Source organism: Priestia megaterium (assembly GCF_023824195.1).
GTDB classification, from domain to species: Bacteria; Bacillota; Bacilli; order Bacillales; family Bacillaceae_H; genus Priestia; species Priestia megaterium_D.
In genome coordinates this window covers 20,067-38,537 of record NZ_CP085443.1, presented here as the reverse complement: position 1 = coordinate 38,537, position 18,471 = coordinate 20,067, and the positions used below count along the sequence as shown (strand labels likewise).

The following is an 18,471-nucleotide window of genomic DNA, read 5'->3' as shown; positions in this document are numbered from 1 at the left end:
CGTTTGTTCTCTATATTATACACGAACAAACGTTCTCTATTCAATAAAAACCTCTAAAGTTTTCCCGATTATTGCTATTGCCTCTACTTCATCTTTCTACATTTTATAATTTAGGTGTCATTTACATAGTCACACGTATCACGTTTTAAATAGAAATCCACTGGGTACATGATATACACAATGGGGATGGAATTAAATATGAAAATAAGTTTTCGTTTAATTAAAATTTAAGGAGATGGGAGAATGGGAACGAGAAAACGAGTTGCAGGAACTTTTCATTCAGAGCAAGAAGCGATACATGCAATTAAGGGGTTAAAACGTCAGGGATATCGTGAAACAGATATATTGGTAGTAGCAAAGGATATCAATAATACTCTACAGCTAAGGGCCGAAATGAATGTAATGATAGAAGCAGGAACGCCAGCTGTAAGTTCGTTGGCAGGTGTGATGATGGACAGCTTTTTTACCATGATGACAGGTGGAATGATTTCTACTACCCAAGCTGGTGGTCTAACTTCAAAACTTGTTAGAATGGGTATTCAAAATTTCACTGCAAAACAGTGTGAAACGGATGTAAATAAAGGGAAAATCCTTGTCCTAATTGATGTGGATGAAACTCGAAAAATCCCTTCATATACTATGGGTAGGGAGTCTCAATACGAGACAGAGGAGCATAGGTCAGTGCAACTTCGCGAAGAGCAACTGGATGTAAGAAAAGAACGTGTTCAGACTGGGGAAGTACAACTTCGTAAGGAAATTGTAGAAGAACTACGAACTATCCAGGTTCCGGTTATGCGTGAGGAAGTCTACGTAGAACGTCGCCCGGTCATAGACGGTCAGTATGATGGTAGCCCATTGACAGAGAACGAAATCATTCGTATTCCTATTATGGAGGAGCGAATCGAAGTAACCAAGAGACCTGTGATTGTGGAAGAAGTGATCATTGGTAAGCGTAAAATTCAAGAGATTAAAGAGATGAAGGATACTGTTCGAAAGGAAGAAGCGCAAGTTGAACAGTCAGAACTTCCCGTGATTCCTGAACTTGCTGACTCTGAAATCTATCAAAACATGGATAATCACGTAGATCAAAGTTATCAAGAAGTTGCTGCTGCAATTGCCTCTGATGCTCCAAAAGAAGAAAAAGTTAAACTTTCACCCAACAAGAAACAAGAAGCTCAACTTAAAGTGACAACTTCTCCTGTTATCAAAGAGATTGAAGAGGTTACAGCCTCAGTAAGCAATCAGAAACCAGAAAATCAAGTTGAAGATACGGATATTAGTACTTCCGAAAAAGGGAAAAACAATGAGAAATCAACAAACAAGCAAAAAAATAAGTAAGTCTCCTCTATAGTTTATAATAGAGGGAATAATTGAGAAGATTTAAGGAAGGGCTGCCTAGCTGTATTGGCAGCTTTTTTTATTCCCCTTTAGATTAGCATAAGTAATGTTCCCAAAATCAAAAAAGAACCAAAATAACTCATTAAATGAGCATAAACAGGCAATATAATAAAAGTCCTGGAGATTATATCAAATTCCAACAGGTATTCTCACTAAATTCTAGAAATATTACTTATCAAAATGCTATATAAATATTTCCAATTATGATAAAAGCAGGTGATAAAATGGAACGAAAGAAGTTTATTGAACACATTGATAAGTTAATAGAACAATCTGATGCATGGAGAAAGGATGCGGAGAAAAGAGAAGACTGGAACAGTGCATGTTTTTACCAAGGTGAGGTTAAAGCTTATGAGAGAGTAAAGAGATTGGTTAATCAGCAGTTACATGTATAAATAAAAATTACAACCCTAACTCAAAAATGAGTAGGGTTTACTTTATTTCTTTTTCTAGTTTCCATAAGTTTGATTATAGGAAGTAGACTTTTCAATCTATTACTTTGCTAAAAACGTTCGTAAAACTACATGTATTTTAAAGAACGTTCGTAAATTATTTTTAAATTTAAACGAACGTCGAAAATGATAAATTTTTTATATAAACTCAAAGTCCGTAAACGTATACTTTTACGGACGATGTATTTGATTCTGTTTCAAAACGTTAAAGGAATAAAGTCAAGGGTTTCCTTTTAATTCTTCTTGTCTTAATTTTTCTCTTCTTCTTTCAGGTTCTTATACAACTAAAGGGGCAGTTTGATTGAGTAAGGGATCAGATGTTTTTTTCTAATTGCTATTTCTTGTTTATTTGGTATGAGTGCATCTGTAGAAGAGTTTGATCCATTAATTGAAACAGTGGGAGAAAACAATCCTGAAGAAACTAAACGAATAGAAGAAATGTTTGGCGGTACCCCTAAGTGAAAGTTAATGGATAATATTGTGATATGTAGCAGATTATTTAGAAATTATTGGTTAGTTATAATTCTTTACTAATCGTTCTAAAAATGTTATTGTTTAATCATGGTTTGAAATTCATGTCTTTATTTTAGAACGTTCATTCTATAATGGATTATGACGTTTGTTTTTGTTAGTATTGACTCATGAATTTTTTTAAGGAGAAATAAAATGGCTAGAAGTAAAGAATTCGACGAAAAAGCAGTATTAAGAAAAGCAATGGAGCTTTTCTGGGAACAGGGTTATGAAAAAACATCCATGCAAGATTTGGTTGATTATATGGGGATACACCGCAGGAGTATATATGACACATTTGGTGACAAGCGTTCATTGTTTTTAGCTTCCCTTAATCACTATGAAGAGCTCATCGTCAAGGAGATGGAAAGCATAATTAGCAGCACTTCATCCACTAAACAGGCGATACGTGATGTTTTTATTTTCATACTGAATGCCATTGAACAATACCCAAAAGGTTGTCTATCAGTAAATGCAGCCGTTGAATTATCTTTGTTGGACAAAGAAATTGGATGCATAGTTACAAAAATGTTTAACCGTACTGAAGATATGTTTAATAACCTAATAAAACGGGGCCAAGCTAGTGGAGAACTATCAAAAGAAATCGATTCTGATAACACATCTCGTTTCTTACACAACAATTTGGTAGGTATAAGAGTACTAATAAAAACTAATTATAATAAAAAAGAATTAGAAGGCATTATTGCTCTAGCACTTGCGGTGTTAGACTAGCTTTCTTTTTTTACCTTTTTTAGAACGTTCATTCTAAAATTAATGTGAAACAAACCATCATAATGCATACTTATAAAATCGTATTTTTAATTTCTAAGGAGGAACACAAAAATGACAAACTTTAAAATACCAACAGAATCAGAATTTATTGAAGCAGGTGGAACTCGTTACGCATACAGAAAATTTGGTACACAAGATGGTATACCAGTAGTATTTCTTGTTCACTTTAGAGGAACGATGGAAAACTGGGATCCAAATATGATTGAATCTATTGCAAATACACGCCCAGTAATCTTATTTGACAATAAAGGGGTTGGTGAGACCGATGGGCAAACACCTACTACGATAGCTGAAATGGCACAGGATGCAGGAACATTTATTAAAGCACTAGGATTAACTCAAGTCGATATTCTTGGTTTTTCAATTGGCGGAATGGTTGCACAAGAATTAGCGTTACAAGAAGGCAAATTGGTTAGACGAATCATCATGGCAGGTACTGCACCTAAATCGGGAATTAATCCAGATCCAGAGATCTTTGAAAGAATGAATCGACACGGTGGGAATGCAGAGGATGCTTTAAATGACTTCATGTTTTTCTTCTACCGTCCAACTGAAACAAGTAAATCTGCGGGAATGGCCTCTTTACAAAGAATTATTAATCAGAAAAAGGTTGAAAGTTCTGACCAAGTACAACAAGCACAATTACAGGCTATTGCAAATTGGGCACAACCAAAAACTAATAATGATTACGATTGGTTACAGAATATTAAACAACCTGTGCTTGTAACAAATGGTATTAATGATGTTATGGTTCCGACCAAAAATAGTTATATACTAACTGAACACTTACCAAAAGCACAACTCATTATCTATCCTGATTCTGGTCACGGACACCTATTTCAATTTCCTGAATTATTCGCCGAAAATGTTAACTCATTCCTGAATTCAACATCTTTATAAAAATAATATAACGATTAATAAGAGAAGTTATATGAGCAAATTATAAGAACCATTTTAAAACATGGATAAAAACAACAGATTACACTAAGAAAATAAGTTTTATTATTAAATAACAAAATGGAGATGTAAGAGTATGAAATATACGGTTATTACTGGTGCAAGTTCAGGTATAGGGTACGAATCAGCACTTGCTTTTGCAAAAAAAGGGAAAAATCTTATTTTAGTTGCTAGAAGAAAAGACAGATTAGAAAGTCTAAAATCTTTAATAAACGAATTATATAAAGATTTAGATGTGGTGCTAACAGTAAGCGACTTATCTAATCCAAAACAAGCTTACGATTTGTATAATAGCTTAAAGTCCTATGAGATTGAAACATGGATTAATAATGCTGGTTTAGGTGACTCTTCACAAGTAATTCAAGAAAATTTGGATAAAATAGAAAATATGTTAAAAGTTAATATTGAATCGTTAACTATCTTATCTACTTTGTATGCTAAAGATTATGCTGACTATGAGGGAGCTCAATTAATTAATGTTTCCTCTGCAATGGGTTATATGGTTGCTTTAGGGAGTGTTGTTTATTCAGCTACCAAGTATTATGTCAGTGCGTTTACTGAAGGGCTAGCTAATGAATTGATAAATAATAAAATTAGTGTGAAAGTTTTAGCGCCAGCAGTAACAGAAACAGAATTTATTAATAAATCTCTTAATGTGACAGAATTTGATTACAAAGCAGGGGTAAGTAACTACCATAGTGCTAAAGAAATGGCAGAATTTATGATAACCTTGTACGAAAGTGATAAAGTCATTGGAATTGTTAATGAAAAATATGAATTTAATTTGCTTGATGGTATTTACCCTATACTAAGAGGATTATAATTTTTTATATTATAATTAGAATAATCATTCTAATATACATTATTTATTACTATGGAGGACTAGTATGAATAAATTATTTGATCAATATCAACTAAAAGGATTGAAATTAAAGAATAGACTGGTAATGGCTCCAATGACTAGAAGTCGCGCTACGGAGAATGGGGTACCTGGAGAATTAACTCCAAAATATTATTCACAACGTGCTTCCATGGGATTATTGATTAGTGAAGGTGTATTTCCTTCTCCAGAAGGGCAAGGGTATATGAATACTCCTGGAATTAGCACAAAAGAACAAGTCGATGGATGGAAAAAGGTAATAGATGCTGTTCACGATGCAAATGGACGAATTTTTCTTCAGTTAATGCATGTTGGAAGGATATCTCATCCTGATAATTTACCAACTCATTATCAAGCAGTAGCACCTTCTGCAATTGCACCAGGTGAAGATATCTTTACTGCTACAGGTATGCAAGAGGTACCAGAGCCAAGGGAGTTAACAGAAATAGAAATTATGGAAACAATCAATGCCTTTAGAAAAGCTGCATTAAATGCTATCGAAGCTGGTGCGGATGGAGTTGAAATTCACGGAGCTAATGGATATTTGATTCACCAATTCTTAGGTGAAAATTCCAATGTTCGTTCAGATGAATTTGGTGGATCCATAAAAAAACGTGCCAGATTCGCAATAGAAGTGGCAAAAGCAGTAGTTGATGAGATTGGTGCTGATAAAACAGGATTTAGAATTTCGCCGATGAATCTTCTTGGTGGAGTAAACGAAGGACAACAAGGAGAAGAATTATATCGATATTTAGTAGGGGAGTTAAATAAACTAAATTTGGCTTACCTCCATATTATGCACGTTAATAGAGAACATTTATTAAAAGACATTAGAGGAATATGGGGAAATACTTTAATTGTTAATAGACCATCAAGACCAGTAGATCAAATTAGCTTGGACATTGATAATGGTTTAGCTGATTTATCCTCAGTAGGAGTGTTAGCATTAGCTAATCCTGATTTAGTAGAAAAACTAAAAAACAATATGCCATTAAATGATCCAAATCCACAAACATTTTATATTAATAAGGGTGAAGAAGGGTACACAGACTATCCTACAATGAATGAATGAAATAATAAAAATTGAAACCATCAATGTAAGAGTTGGTGGTTTCTTTTTAAAAAGGAGATGAAGAGTATGAAAGCTGCTCAAATACAAAAATACTCAAAAAAAATTGAAGCACAAGTCGTTGATATTCCTATACCGAGTATTAAAGATAACGAAGTATTAGTAAAGGTAAAAGTTGCTGCCATAAATCCACTTGAAATATTAAATATTACAGGAAGCGTAAAACTAATTCAAGATTATGAAATGCCTCTTACATTAGGAAATGAACTAACTGGAATAGTTGAAAAAGTTGGTGAAAATGTACATGAATTTAAGGTAGGAGATTCTATTTATACGAGACTCCCTATCGAGAAGATTGGAGCATTTGCAGAGTATGTTGCAGTTGATGCAGCAGCCATCTGGCATTTGCCGAAAAATTTAGATTATGTCACTGGAGCTGCTGCACCTCTAACTGGTTTGACGGCATTTCAAGGGTTAACAGAAGAGTTAGAAGCGAAAAAAGAGCAAACAGTGTTCATTCCAGGAGGATCCGGAAGCTTTGGCCAAATGGCTGTTCCAATTGCTAAAGAAATGGGATTGAAGGTCATTGTTTCTGGGAGTCCTTCTGCTAAAGAAAGGACGTTGAATGCTGGTGCGGATCAATATATCGATTACACGAAGGAAAATTATTGGGAAATACTAGACAAAGTTGATTATGTTATTGATACACTCGGTGCAGATGAATTTGACAGAGAGTTGTCCATTATCAAATCAGGTGGTCGCTTACTAAGTCTTCGTACAGGACCAAATAAGCAGTTTGCAATAGATCGAGGTTTTCCCAAATGGAAACAAATCCTTTTTGGACTAGTTGGTGCTAAATTTGATAAGAAAGCAAAAAAACAGGCTGTTCAATATCGATTTCTTTTCGTAAGAGCTGATGGAAAGCAGTTAGAAAAAATTACGAACATTATTGAAGAAAACAATATTGTTCCAGCTATCGATCCTACTAATTTCACAATTGATAACATTAACGAAGCACTAAACTTAGTTGCAAATGGTCATCCAAAAGGAAAAGTGGTTATTAAATTTTGAAGGTAAGTAGGAGGAGTAGCAATGTCGATTTATTATTCTTATATTGACGCACCTAACTTATTCATTCAGCAACAGAATGGTAAAAGGTATGCGTATAGAGAATTAGGAGAAAAAAAAGGAACCCCTATTATTTTATTGACACATCTATCAGCTAATCTTGATAATTGGGATCCAAGGGTTATCGATGGTCTTGCTAAAAGTCATTGGGTCATCGCATTTGATAACACAGGGGTCGGACTATCCAATGGTGAAGTACCAAACAACATCCCTCAAATGGCAGATGATGCTATCACATTTATAAAACTATTAGGATTTTTAAAGGTTGATTTGATTGCTTTGTCTATGGGCGGAATGATTGCGCAAGAATTAATTTCAAAAGAACCAAACTTGGTAAGAAAGGTGGTATTAGTTGGTACGGGACCTCGAGGAGGAAAAGGGATTTCTAATGTCATCCGTATTACTAATTTTGATCTTGTCCGTGCTGCCTTGACTTTTAAAGACGTCAAGACCTATCTGTTTTTTCCAACCACAGATAATGGTAAGAAAAAGGCTAAGGAATTTCTAACTCAAATAAAAAAAAGGAGAAAACATCGAGATAAAACAATTAGTTTAAAAGCTTATAGAAAACAATTAGATGCAATCACTAAATGGGGTAAAGAGAAGCCTGCAGATCTATCCAAAATTGTTCAGCCAACATTAATAATAAACGGAGATAATGATCGCATGGTTCCAACAGAAAATTCATATGACTTATCAAATAGAATTCCTAATAGTAAGATAATAATATTTAATCATGCAGGACATGGTTCTTTATTTCAATATCCAAAAGAGTTTGTCGAAATTGTACTAACATTTTTAAGTTAATGAACATTAAAATACAGACTATCCTTTTGAAAATATGAATATTAGTCTTCGTTTATCAATTATAACCAAAAGTGGAGGATGAGCATCCATCTCCATAATTAAAACAACGATCCTGGCAAAAAATATTGAATTATTTTAGCAAATATACATTCATATTTTTTGCTAAAATTTTTTTGGAAAGAAAGGAATCAAAATATTACCATGGATACCCTGTGCTGTTGCCCAACGATAGTTATATAAACCCCAAATTTCTTCATGGTCAGCAACTTTTTAATAAAATATTCATATCTTATATCGGGGAGTTGTTTAATGGCCAATTCAAATTCTTCTTTATTCATTATATTTTCCTCCACAACAACTCAAAGAGCTGATAATACGTGAATCTTACCGATTAACGAATAGTTTAGAGTGTTTGTTAGAATCATTATTTGAAGAAAAAGATTATTTATTACATTCTAAGTTTAGTGCTGATACTGCTACGGCAGCCTATCTCACCATTCTAGATGGATTATTTGTAGAGATGTTGTATGGAGGAAGATCAGAGAGTTTAGAGAAAAGAATCTCTTCAACTTGGGATGTCTTTTAGCAAGGAATTAATAGTAGTAAACGAGCATAGACATCAAGCTTTCTTAACTTTCATTTACGTAAATCTTTATTCATAACAAATGAAAGGAGGAAAATTCATGAAAAGTAGACAAGAAGCTATTAATTACTGCATGAAATATAGGAATGTATTTGAAGACCAACCGTTTCGAGATAAAAACTGGACTACCATTAGGCATAAAGAAAATCAAAAAGTTTTTGCATGAATTTTTGAGAGAGCCGATCATATTTGGATAAACTTAAAGGGTGAACCAGAGGTAAATCGTCATTTACGCCAAATTTATCATTCCATAACAAAATAAAAAGCCACCCAGTATTTGCAGGACAGGTGGCTTTTTACTATAAAATGCATGTGCAGACACATAATAACATATTTTTCAATATAAATACTACTTTTGATGTGTTCTAACATATGAATAAAAGGTGCGCTTTTTATTCATCTATTTGTCACTCAGCCCGAGAGGAAACGTTGATAAATCAAGGATGTATAAAAAGCTGCATAAACGATAAATTTAAAAAGCGAACGATCCCTTGAGTACCAAGGGTTCTTTTTTGAGTTGTGTACCGAAAAGAGGTATTATGTTAACTGAATTTGTATATCATATACAGTCAAAAAAGAGAAAAGACCTACTGTCATGAGATCAGTCCCCATGTTCAGTAGGTTTTTCTGCTGCGTCCTTTTATCAAACATTATGCTTAATTTCCACTTTTTAAGACTTTCGATAAAATTCAGTATGTTAACTAAATTTATATGCATTATATTAAATGGAAAAGCTAAATAGAGTTGTTTTTTTATTAAATCTAAACTTCCCACTTATACGTTGTAGAGAAAGTATCCTTACTTTTATTGGTTAGATAAACCGTTTTTCATTTGGCTTCTACTCATCATTGTTTGCATGGTTGGTGCTCCCGTCTTATTTCCATTTCCTTTTATTATCCAAATAACTAGAGTCCCAATTCCTATGCTTAAAAGTGACAGTAACATGCCTCTGTTATTATTTTTCTTCCGAAATAGGCCATTAACATTAAATAAAGAAGTTAGCTGCTGTACATTATTCATTATGCAAATTCCTCTTTGATAAGTGTTTGAAAGAAAACTCTCTTCCAACATCTTTATTTTTTGACGATTCTACATATATATACTGGAAAAATGATGCTATCACCACTTGGATTTTCAAATTATTTCCTGTAATTATTTTGAAAACAATGTAAACCTTAATACATATATGACTATTAGAAGGAGTGAAAAGGAATGAAGACAAAAAAATATGTACTGGGACTCTTATCAGTTATTTTATCAGTAGGTTTTCTTTTTGGTTGTAATGATAAAAAAGATGAAGCTGAGCCTGATCCAACTGAAGAACCGTCTGAACAAAAAGCTCAAAATAATCGTGACAACAATGATCTACGAGACGTGGGATTTCAACCCGACGGTGTTCAAAATAATAATGTAGATAATAATAATCAGACACGATTAGAAGTAGCTGATAAAGCTGCGGATCGTATTGCTAAATTAAATGAAGTAGACACTGCAAATGTGATTGTTACAAATGGAAATGCATACGTAGCTGTTGTTTTAAAGAATGAAGAAAATGGAGAAGTAACCGACCGTTTAAAAAAGAAGATTTCAGATCAAGTAAAAGCTACAGATAAGGATATTCGAAATGTGTATGTGTCATCCGATCCTGATTTTGTGAATCGTATGGAAGGGTACGGAAATCGAATTAATGAAGGTGCGACAAGAAATGGCCTATTTGAAGATTTTACTGAAACCGTTAAAAGAGTATTCCCTAACGCTCGTTAAATTAGAGTGATTGAACATAACAAGTCAATTTAGTATGTTCTAGAAAAATGTTTTATGTAAACCTACATCTTGTATGTAGGTTTTTAATTTTGTTAAAAAATATCATTGCTTTCTGTAATAAAACCATACAGTATCATTAACCTTACCTGAGTGTTTTAGAATTCTAACGATTATTCATCGAACAGTCATATATTTACGTATAAAACTTAATGAACAGTTATATTTACATGAGAAAAGAAATAGATTTGATAGAGTGACAAAGGGATTTCAAGCCTGAATAACATCAGAGAATTTGTAGAACATATAGAGCTGATAAAAAAGTAAAGAGAGGGAAACCAAATGGGAAAGAATCCAATGGGACAAAACAACAGTAGCTTTTCTGCAACAGGGCTGAGCAGTATGCGCGACGTGCTGACGCGGCACGTTGAGAGTGGAAAGATTCCTGGGCTCGTCGCTCTGGTTAGTCGGAACGGTGAGACGCATGTCGAAACAATCGGCACAATGCACCATGGGGGTAGCGCATTGATGCGTCGGGACACGATTTTCCGGATGGCCTCGACATCCAAACCTGTTACGATCGCGGCGGCGATGATCCTGCTCGATGAGTGCAGGCTACGATTGGATGACTTGGTAGAGACTTGGCTGCCGGAACTAGCCGATCGGCGGGTTTTGAAGCGCATCGATGGACCTCTGGACGATACCGTACCGGCACGGCGACCAATTACCGTACGAGACATTCTTACCTCGACTTTCGGGCTTGGCATGGATGTAACGTTGTTGGGCACTCCGATCATGGGCGCAATCTTTGCACAGGGACTCACGCCCGATTTACCGGAGCCAATGCCGGATCCGGATGAATGGATGCGCCGTCTTAGCACCCTTCCGTTGATGTACCAGCCCGGAGAGCACTGGCAGTATCACATTAGCAACGATTTACTCGGTGTGCTTGTTGCTAGAGTCACGGGGCAGCCATTTGAAACATTTTTGAGAGAACGCATTTTCGAACCTCTAGGGATGAAAGACACCGGCTTCCATGTGTCTGCTAACGAAATCGACCGGCTTCCGCCTCTCTATGCCCCCGATCCACAGATTGGAGAATTTATCATGTGGGACGAAGCGAAGGGAGGACGCTACAACCAACCTCCTGCATTCCAAGGCGGTGGTGGTGGACTGGTCTCAACTGTTGATGACTATCACGCGTACTTCCAAATGCTGCTGAATCATGGAATGCATGGGAACACACGAATCCTGTCTCGACCTGCCGTTCAACTAATGACTACCAACCGCCTCACGTCTGAGCAACAAGCAGCCAGAACCGCCATGGCTACCAATAATGTCCATATTTCATTCGGACAAGGTCAGCACGGCGGCTGGGGAATGGGGATGGCGGTGCGAACTTACCGCGGTGATTATGCGCCCATCGGCCAATTTGGCTGGGACGGAGGAAGTGGCACCTCTACCTACGCCGATCCGAATAACCAGCTCACCGGAATCCTGCTCACCCAAGTTGGGATGTCCACTGCAGATTCCGCACGGGTTATCCACGACTTCTGGACCATGATCTACCAAGCAATCGAAGACTGACACCCAGCCCGAAATTCATATATATAAAAGGCCTCTGCTAGAAAGCAGAGGCCTTTTATATATATTCCCGATAACATCCATTATGGTAACTACATATGTATATCATATACAGTTTTTTCAAAGGTTATGCTAGGTGAGATGATGATATCCATCATCTTGGGTAGTTTGCTGTAAATCTCATATTACTCCGTACTCTTTCTTTCTACTATGGATAACATAAAAGAAAGGATTAATAACACTACAAAGAAGAAGAATGAAAAATTAAGATTTGAAGACATCTCTAATAAACGGCTGGATATGGAAGGACCAAAAGACATTCCTAAAAAGTTGAAGAGATTATATACGCCTATCCCCATCGACATTTTCTCCTTCTCTATTGTATGAGGAATTTCAATATTAATAATTACACTTAAAGCACTAAAGCTTATATAGATAAATAATACTCCTAGTGTGGTCATAATCATAGAGTGAAGACTAAGAAAGATTAGAAGACCAAAACCTATTAATTGTAAACCAATAAATATAATCATTAATTTCTTGTTACTTATAAAATGAATAGCTTTCCTCACAAGTAGACTAATCAAAAATGCCACTATTGAGATACTACATAAGATGAGACCAATTAGGATAGCTGATACATGAAATGTTCGAATAGCCTGTAAAGGAAAAAGGAACAAAATAGCTACCATGGCTGCATTATTAATAAAGCTAACTAAGATTAATCTATTAAAAGAATAAGATTGGAATACGGAAAAATCAATAAATAACAAGACTCCTTGTTTTTTACTATGCAAGCCCAATAAGAGGATAGAAAGGACGCTTAAAATAAGCAAATATCCATTTAATTTCACTCCTAAAATAAAAGAAATAACAAAGAGAAATAAATAAAATAACCCGGAAAAATCAAAGGGTTTAGTCACTTTCTCTTTACCGGCATATCCAGATGGGACAAAGTAGTATAGGCCAAAAACTGTGAGTAAAGTCAGGCTCATAAATAAGAATAAGGACGGCCATCCCCAGGTATGAGTTAGTATTCCTCCCATCAAAAATCCAAATCCAGAACCTAGAGATAAACACCCTCCTATTAATGTAAGAGTGACATTTCGTTTAGCTAAAGGAAGATATTGATTTGCTATGATCATGGATAAAGCAATAAAAGAACTGCCCCCCATAGCTTGAATAATACGGCCTATCAGAACTCCAATATATCCATTAGATAAGTAGCCTATTACTGAACCTAAAGTTAATAAAAGGACCCCAATTATTAATAATTTTTTCATCTGAATATAGGAAGATAATTTGCTGTATGTGATTGAACCAAAAGTAATAATCAATGTATAAGAAATAACAATCCAACTGATTGCAGAGCTCGTAACATTCAAATCTTTTGTCATATCCTCAAGAGCCACGTTAAATAAAATAGCATTAGTGACACCAGATAGAATAATGAAACATAACGTTACAATGAGATAATTAGTCCGGTTTTTCATAAATAACTCCTCTTTAATCAAATAGTCATAAAACTTTAAAACTAATTAGTAAAAAAAAAGCTACTTTATAACGTAGCCAAAAATCCAGGAAGGTATTGTTTAAACATTTCGGTATTCAAAGAAACGTATTTAGTTACACCTTCTCGTTTAATTGTTACCAGCTGTGCATCAGATAAAATTTTCAAATGATAAGAACCATTTGATTTACTAATCCCTAAACTCCTTCCGATATCTGTACATCGCGGGCAATTTTCTTCTTGAGATAAGATACGAATAATATTTATTCTCTTTTCATCTGCTAATGCATTAAATATTTTAACTCTTTGAAGATCATTTGTTTGTTCTAAAGTCATAAAACTATTATATAATAATCAATTAAATTGTCAACTATTGTTATTTCCCTTAGAGATGGCAGCTTTAATTTATTTCTTAGTACCTAGAAAATGTTTTATGGTAACTAACTTTTCTTGTCTTATAAAAAGCTTCTTTGACAGGAATCCAATTATTCTATAACGAATTACTAAAAAGATTTTATATAAAGAAAAGGAGGCATTTACATGATTGTAAAAATCGAAGAATACGAATTACCTCATGTAGATTCAGGTCCTTATGGAATTACCTTGGGAAAAGACGGCGCACTCTGGTTTACACAACATAAAACCAATCAAATTGGGCGAATGACTGTAGAAGGTAAGTTGAAGCAGTTTAATGTCCCTACTATTAATGCAGGGGCACTATCCATCATTTCTACAACTCAAGGGGACATTTGGTTTGCGGAAAATAAGGCTAATAAAATCGGAAAACTGACAATAACAGGAGAGATTATGGAATATGTTTTACCTAACCCAGATTCAGCACCTTTTGGAATAACTGAAGGACACAACGGAGACATTTGGTTCACAGAAATGAATGGAAATAGAATAGGACGAATTTTACCATCAGGTGAAATAATCGAGCATGATCTACCGCATCCTGGTTCCTACCCTTCTTTTATTGTGGCAGGTTCTGATAATGCTTTATGGTTTACTCTAAATCAAAGTAATCAAATAGGGCGTATTACGTTAGAAGGAGAAGTAACTACATATCAGTTACCTACAGAACAAGCTGGTCCTGTAGGGATTACAAATGGTCCGGATGATGCACTTTGGTTTGTAGAAATTAACGGCAATAATGTTGGCAGAATTACCACTTCTGGAGTTATAAATGAGTATTCTATTCCTACCCCGAATGCTCGTCCACATGCAATTGTAACAGGTCCCGATAATGCTTTATGGTTTACTGAATGGGGAAGCAATCAAATAGGGCGTATTACCGTGAACGGAGAAATTACGGAATATCCTATTCCTACAACAAATGCAGAGCCACATGGTATTGTAGTAGGATCTGATAAAGCCTTATGGTTCGCAGAGGAATGTAATAAGTTGGGTCGATTGAGTTTTGCCCAAAAACCATGAGAGGCAGTGAATATTTATGAAATCAAATAAAGCACACGGCCCAAATCCTACAGATTAATATCTAATTAAAGGAAATGATGTTGTACAATTCATTAAAAATACAGCCACTAGGCCAAATATCATTGTAGGCGATTATTCTTATTACGATGCAAGAAACGGGGAATCTTTTGAAGATCAAGTATTGTACCATTATGAATTTTTTGGTGATCGACTTGTTATAGGGAAATTTTGTGCCATAGCCCCCGGCGTGACGTTTATTATGAATGGAGCTAATGATAGGATGGATGGCTTCTCAACGTATCCGTTTAATATTTTCGGAGGAGGTTGGGAGAAACATACACCCACGTTAAATCAATTGCTGTTTAAAGGAGATACGATAATTGGAAAGGATGTTTGGATGGGGACGGACACGGTTATTATGCCTGGGATTAATATAGGTGATGGTGCCATTATAGCAGCCAAGTCAGTTATTACAAAGGATGTGGAACCCTATACGATTGTTGGAGGAAATCCTGCACAGAAAATCAAAGAACGTTTCCCAGAACAAATTATTAATAAATTATTAGAAATTAAATGGTGGGATTTAACTATTGATATTATTTCTGCCCACATTGATGTAATAGTTAATGGAGACATAGAAAAGCTAGAAAAATTGAAAAATCACAATTAAGAAAGGACAATTATCTATAATTTCTATTAGGTTAACTAAAAATGTGTAGGGTACACGAATGAAAAAACACGAAGGTCTTTTGATAAATAGAGAGAATTATAACATGAGGAGGAGATTGAATTGAAGCTGCTACAAATTAGGCTATTAGTTAAGGATTTTAAAAAAAGTGTTGAATTCTATAAAGATTTACTCGGAATTCCAATAAGTTGGTATGAAGAAGAAATGGAGTATGCACTTTTCAATAATGGAGAAACGAAAATCGAGCTTTTATCTCAAAAGACCATGATAGAAGTAATTGGAAAGGAAGATAAGTCTTTAGGTGGCGAATCCCCATCAAACTTTTTACTTCAATTTGAAGTAGAAGACGTTGATAAGACCTATGATTATTTAAGAGAAAATGGGATTGAATTTGTTACTGAACCACACGATCGTAAAGAATGGAGATCACGTATTGCACATTTTCGGGATCCAGATAAGAATCTTATTGAAATATATAAAATGCTGTAATTAACCAGGAAATTTTCATACTCATTGTAACTCTGTTTCGATTTATTTGAACAGAGTTATTTGTGCTTCTACCCATAATTGTGATTATGGTGCGACAAGAAGTCGCTTTCTTACAGTGTAGCTAACGCTACTCATCTAGACGCAGAGATGATCTCCATCCGAAACGGCATTCTTGGTAACGAGTCTGTCGGTTGCATGAGGAAATGTGGAAACAGAGGACAAATGCATGGTCCAGAATACTACTAGGAGAAGATGGGTATGGGAAACAAAAGTGAAGGTTTGTAAGCTTCGTAAGGGTTAGCTCAAGATAATGCACAGCTTTGCTAAAGGCTGTAAGGTTGCAGTTTTAATTAAACCTTTTGTGCCTATAACAGGTTTTAAGTTAACTAGCTATACGTTGTCCACCTTGACCATTTAATTATGATACAGTGAGGAAGGGTTTCTCCAATTTTTAAGGAATTAATTATCAGTAGCAATAAACTTAACGAGGTATCTAGAGTAATGAAATAAATGGAAAATCGAATTAATTATTGTTACATGTAAATATAGATATTTATTTTGAAAGGGGCTGGGACTATGAGTGTTTCTATCTTAAATAATTTAGCGAGAAAAAAATATCTAAAAAGGACAAAGGGGAGTTCAACCAATGGACAGAAATAAATTCTCATCAATTGCCCACAGTAAACATTTATTTAGTAACCCGATAAGTGAAACTAAAATCAATAGAATTATAGATTTTCTTCAGTTAGAACCGCATGCAAAAGTGTTAGATATCGGGGCTGGGAAGTGTGAACTGTTAATACGTTTAGTTGAAGAATATGATATTGGAGCAACAGCCGTAGAGTTATATGAAGGTTCTATTTTAGAGGCAAAGCAACAGGCCCAAAAAAGAATCCCTGAAGAAAAAATTACGTACATTGTAAAAGATGCCAAACAAGTGGTAAGTGAATACGTCAATCATTTTGATGTAGGAATTTGTGTTGGTTCTACTCATGCTTTGGGGAGTCTGGAATTAACGTTACAATCTCTTAAAAGAAATGTTAAAAAGGGCGGCTTTATTCTAGTAGGAGAAGGATACTGGAAGAAGAAACCTAGTCAGGCATATTTAGAAGCACTTGGTGGAGCAGATGAGTCAGAATTAAAAAAACACCATGAGAATGTTTTTATGGGAGAAAGTATGGGGCTCGTGCCGATTTGGTCAGTTGTTGCAAGTGACGATGATTGGGATGAATATGAAGGACTATATGCTATGTCTATGGAAAAATATTGTTATGAAAACCCGAACGACCCTGATTGTGACAGTATGTTAAATAAAATTAGGTCATGGAAACGTACTTACCTTACATGGGGTAGAGATACTTTAGGATTTGGCCTTTATCTTTTTCAAAATCAATAAATTTCAAAAGAACCTGAGATACCTTCCATTATGGAACAAGGAATTTCAGGTTTTCTATTTTCTGTAATCCACATTATGATAACTAAATATTTATACGTTATACATATTTCTTTCATCAACTAACAAGCCAAATATTCCTTTTAATAGAGGTTCCGAAAAGATCCATTATGTTAACTGAGCTTGTATATTGTATATATAATTAGCCCAAAAGAGCCAAGACCTTACAAGGGAACTGGCTCTTTTATGACCTTTTCAATAATTTGTGTGTCGTTAACTAACTCTGTATATCGTATATAGTTAAAACAAAAGTATTAAGCCTTTATTTCTTCGGCTAAATTTTGGATTAATTCTTTTGTGGTTAAAACTGTAGCAAACTCATTGTCTAAAGTAGCTAGTGACACATTATGTATTTGGTCAGCTGAATAATACGTATTGTCTGCCCCTTTTATTGCAAATGCAGCTGTTGCATCTGATACTAAGTACGTTTCAAATCCGAAATTACCACTCATTCGAGTAGTAGTTGAGACACAGTGTGGAGTTGTTAACCCTACTATTACAACCTTTTCTATTTGGTTTTCTTTTAAATGTTTTTCGAGTCCAGTTCCTATAAATGCACTATTTACTTTCTTTTTAAAGATTGGTTCATTTTCAGCTGGGACTGCAACATCTTTAAAATCTGAACTTGGTTTACTAGGATGAAAAATCGAATCGTCGTTATCAGATAAGTGCTGAATATGTATAATTGGGTATTTCTTTTCTCTCCATGTCTTTAAAAGGACTTGAATATTGTCTTCAGCATTGAGGTTATTTCTTATCCCCCACTTTTCATCTTCAAAAGCCCTTTGAACATCGATAATAATTAAAGCCGTATTGCTGAAATCTTTTCTCATATGTAATTCTCCTCCACTCTTTTCTACATATTTTAACATTTATGTTAGATTGGTGAATTAAAAATAAGAATTTTATTTAA

Annotated in this window: 20 protein-coding genes; 15 read left to right on the top strand and 5 right to left on the bottom strand. The window is 34.9% G+C overall.

From position 1 onward, the window contains the following. The first annotated feature begins 243 nt into the window (after window positions 1-243). From LIS78_RS27025 to LIS78_RS26990, 8 genes are all read left to right on the top strand, one after another. Window positions 244-1,338 (top strand): YsnF/AvaK domain-containing protein, encoded by a 1,095-nt coding sequence (locus tag LIS78_RS27025; RefSeq protein ID WP_252285426.1) that lies wholly within the window; start codon window positions 244-246, stop codon window positions 1,336-1,338. A gap of 284 nt (window positions 1,339-1,622) precedes the next feature. After that, entirely contained in the window at window positions 1,623-1,793 is a 171-nt protein-coding gene (locus LIS78_RS27020) for a hypothetical protein (protein WP_209151911.1), read from the top strand. Between the two features lie 723 nt (window positions 1,794-2,516). Continuing rightward, entirely contained in the window at window positions 2,517-3,092 is a 576-nt protein-coding gene (locus LIS78_RS27015; RefSeq protein ID WP_209151912.1) for a TetR/AcrR family transcriptional regulator, read from the top strand. 111 nt (window positions 3,093-3,203) lie between these two features. Continuing rightward, a complete protein-coding gene (locus LIS78_RS27010; protein ID WP_209151913.1) occupies window positions 3,204-4,052 on the top strand; it encodes an alpha/beta fold hydrolase in 849 nt (282 codons plus the stop codon). A 133-nt stretch (window positions 4,053-4,185) separates the two neighbouring features. Then, the gene (locus LIS78_RS27005) at window positions 4,186-4,932 is read left to right on the top strand and encodes an SDR family NAD(P)-dependent oxidoreductase (protein ID WP_252285425.1); all 747 of its coding nucleotides are present in this window, start codon (window positions 4,186-4,188) and stop codon (window positions 4,930-4,932) included. Window positions 4,933-4,996: 64 nt separating this feature from the next. After that, window positions 4,997-6,061, top strand: coding sequence for an alkene reductase (locus LIS78_RS27000; protein ID WP_209151915.1), 1,065 nt, complete (start codon window positions 4,997-4,999; stop codon window positions 6,059-6,061). 66 nt (window positions 6,062-6,127) lie between these two features. Next, window positions 6,128-7,129: an NADP-dependent oxidoreductase gene (locus LIS78_RS26995; protein ID WP_425334729.1), complete on the top strand. Its 1,002-nt coding sequence runs from the start codon at window positions 6,128-6,130 to the stop codon at window positions 7,127-7,129. Between the two features lie 21 nt (window positions 7,130-7,150). Continuing rightward, a complete protein-coding gene (locus LIS78_RS26990; protein ID WP_252285424.1) occupies window positions 7,151-7,993 on the top strand; it encodes an alpha/beta fold hydrolase in 843 nt (280 codons plus the stop codon). Window positions 7,994-8,181: 188 nt separating this feature from the next. Here LIS78_RS26990 and LIS78_RS26985 read toward each other — a convergent pair whose 3' ends face one another. Beyond that, complete coding sequence (locus tag LIS78_RS26985) at window positions 8,182-8,331, bottom strand: hypothetical protein (RefSeq protein WP_209151918.1); 150 nt, start codon at window positions 8,329-8,331, stop codon at window positions 8,182-8,184. Between the two features lie 345 nt (window positions 8,332-8,676). On the opposite strand from LIS78_RS26985, the gene LIS78_RS26980 reads away from it, so the two are divergent. Then, a complete protein-coding gene (locus tag LIS78_RS26980; RefSeq protein ID WP_434092385.1) occupies window positions 8,677-8,802 on the top strand; it encodes a hypothetical protein in 126 nt (41 codons plus the stop codon). Between the two features lie 638 nt (window positions 8,803-9,440). Here LIS78_RS26980 and LIS78_RS26975 read toward each other — a convergent pair. Continuing rightward, on the bottom strand, window positions 9,441-9,656 hold the full coding sequence (locus LIS78_RS26975) for a hypothetical protein (protein WP_209151919.1): 216 nt from the start codon (window positions 9,654-9,656) through the stop codon (window positions 9,441-9,443). 192 nt (window positions 9,657-9,848) lie between these two features. On the opposite strand from LIS78_RS26975, the gene LIS78_RS26970 reads away from it, so the two are divergent. Then, window positions 9,849-10,400: a YhcN/YlaJ family sporulation lipoprotein gene (locus LIS78_RS26970; protein WP_209151920.1), complete on the top strand. Its 552-nt coding sequence runs from the start codon at window positions 9,849-9,851 to the stop codon at window positions 10,398-10,400. Between the two features lie 354 nt (window positions 10,401-10,754). Then, window positions 10,755-11,984 (top strand): serine hydrolase domain-containing protein, encoded by a 1,230-nt coding sequence (locus LIS78_RS26965; protein ID WP_252285443.1) that lies wholly within the window; start codon window positions 10,755-10,757, stop codon window positions 11,982-11,984. Window positions 11,985-12,166: 182 nt separating this feature from the next. Here LIS78_RS26965 and LIS78_RS26960 read toward each other — a convergent pair whose 3' ends face one another. Beyond that, window positions 12,167-13,474 (bottom strand): MFS transporter, encoded by a 1,308-nt coding sequence (locus LIS78_RS26960; protein WP_252285423.1) that lies wholly within the window; start codon window positions 13,472-13,474, stop codon window positions 12,167-12,169. Window positions 13,475-13,539: 65 nt separating this feature from the next. After that, window positions 13,540-13,827 (bottom strand): ArsR/SmtB family transcription factor, encoded by a 288-nt coding sequence (locus LIS78_RS26955; protein WP_034651793.1) that lies wholly within the window; start codon window positions 13,825-13,827, stop codon window positions 13,540-13,542. Between the two features lie 204 nt (window positions 13,828-14,031). Between LIS78_RS26955 and LIS78_RS26950 the strand changes: the two genes are divergently transcribed. From LIS78_RS26950 to LIS78_RS26935, 4 genes are all read left to right on the top strand, one after another. After that, window positions 14,032-14,928 (top strand): Vgb family protein, encoded by an 897-nt coding sequence (locus LIS78_RS26950; RefSeq protein WP_209151922.1) that lies wholly within the window; start codon window positions 14,032-14,034, stop codon window positions 14,926-14,928. A 64-nt stretch (window positions 14,929-14,992) separates the two neighbouring features. Then, window positions 14,993-15,598, top strand: a complete 606-nt coding sequence (locus LIS78_RS26945; RefSeq protein WP_252285442.1) for a Vat family streptogramin A O-acetyltransferase — start codon at window positions 14,993-14,995, stop codon at window positions 15,596-15,598. A 120-nt stretch (window positions 15,599-15,718) separates the two neighbouring features. Next, window positions 15,719-16,105, top strand: a complete 387-nt coding sequence (locus LIS78_RS26940) for a VOC family protein (RefSeq protein ID WP_209151923.1) — start codon at window positions 15,719-15,721, stop codon at window positions 16,103-16,105. 646 nt (window positions 16,106-16,751) lie between these two features. Continuing rightward, entirely contained in the window at window positions 16,752-17,501 is a 750-nt protein-coding gene (locus LIS78_RS26935; RefSeq protein WP_252285422.1) for an SAM-dependent methyltransferase, read from the top strand. 311 nt (window positions 17,502-17,812) lie between these two features. On the opposite strand, the gene LIS78_RS26930 is transcribed toward LIS78_RS26935, so the two are convergent. Next, window positions 17,813-18,391 carry a cysteine hydrolase family protein gene (locus LIS78_RS26930; protein WP_209151925.1) on the bottom strand — a complete coding sequence of 193 codons (579 nt, stop codon included), beginning with the start codon at window positions 18,389-18,391 and terminating at the stop codon, window positions 17,813-17,815. Between the last annotated feature and the right edge of the window lie 80 nt (window positions 18,392-18,471).

Excerpts from the sequence above, each read along its gene's own strand:
- LIS78_RS26995 (WP_425334729.1), top strand. The coding sequence starts at position 6,128 with ATGAAAGCTGCTCAAATACAAAAATACTCAAAAAAAATTGAAGCACAA.
- LIS78_RS26985 (WP_209151918.1), bottom strand. The coding sequence starts at position 8,331 with ATGAATAAAGAAGAATTTGAATTGGCCATTAAACAACTCCCCGATATA.
- LIS78_RS26990 (WP_252285424.1), top strand. The coding sequence starts at position 7,151 with ATGTCGATTTATTATTCTTATATTGACGCACCTAACTTATTCATTCAG.
- LIS78_RS27025 (WP_252285426.1), top strand. The coding sequence starts at position 244 with ATGGGAACGAGAAAACGAGTTGCAGGAACTTTTCATTCAGAGCAAGAA.
- LIS78_RS26970 (WP_209151920.1), top strand. The coding sequence starts at position 9,849 with ATGAAGACAAAAAAATATGTACTGGGACTCTTATCAGTTATTTTATCA.
- LIS78_RS27015 (WP_209151912.1), top strand. The coding sequence starts at position 2,517 with ATGGCTAGAAGTAAAGAATTCGACGAAAAAGCAGTATTAAGAAAAGCA.
- LIS78_RS26980 (WP_434092385.1), top strand. The coding sequence starts at position 8,677 with ATGAAAAGTAGACAAGAAGCTATTAATTACTGCATGAAATATAGGAAT.
- LIS78_RS26965 (WP_252285443.1), top strand. The coding sequence starts at position 10,755 with ATGGGACAAAACAACAGTAGCTTTTCTGCAACAGGGCTGAGCAGTATG.
- LIS78_RS26930 (WP_209151925.1), bottom strand. The coding sequence starts at position 18,391 with ATGAGAAAAGATTTCAGCAATACGGCTTTAATTATTATCGATGTTCAA.
- LIS78_RS26955 (WP_034651793.1), bottom strand. The coding sequence starts at position 13,827 with ATGACTTTAGAACAAACAAATGATCTTCAAAGAGTTAAAATATTTAAT.
- LIS78_RS27005 (WP_252285425.1), top strand. The coding sequence starts at position 4,186 with ATGAAATATACGGTTATTACTGGTGCAAGTTCAGGTATAGGGTACGAA.
- LIS78_RS26950 (WP_209151922.1), top strand. The coding sequence starts at position 14,032 with ATGATTGTAAAAATCGAAGAATACGAATTACCTCATGTAGATTCAGGT.
- LIS78_RS27010 (WP_209151913.1), top strand. The coding sequence starts at position 3,204 with ATGACAAACTTTAAAATACCAACAGAATCAGAATTTATTGAAGCAGGT.
- LIS78_RS27000 (WP_209151915.1), top strand. The coding sequence starts at position 4,997 with ATGAATAAATTATTTGATCAATATCAACTAAAAGGATTGAAATTAAAG.
- LIS78_RS26960 (WP_252285423.1), bottom strand. The coding sequence starts at position 13,474 with ATGAAAAACCGGACTAATTATCTCATTGTAACGTTATGTTTCATTATT.
- LIS78_RS26975 (WP_209151919.1), bottom strand. The coding sequence starts at position 9,656 with ATGAATAATGTACAGCAGCTAACTTCTTTATTTAATGTTAATGGCCTA.
- LIS78_RS27020 (WP_209151911.1), top strand. The coding sequence starts at position 1,623 with ATGGAACGAAAGAAGTTTATTGAACACATTGATAAGTTAATAGAACAA.
- LIS78_RS26935 (WP_252285422.1), top strand. The coding sequence starts at position 16,752 with ATGGACAGAAATAAATTCTCATCAATTGCCCACAGTAAACATTTATTT.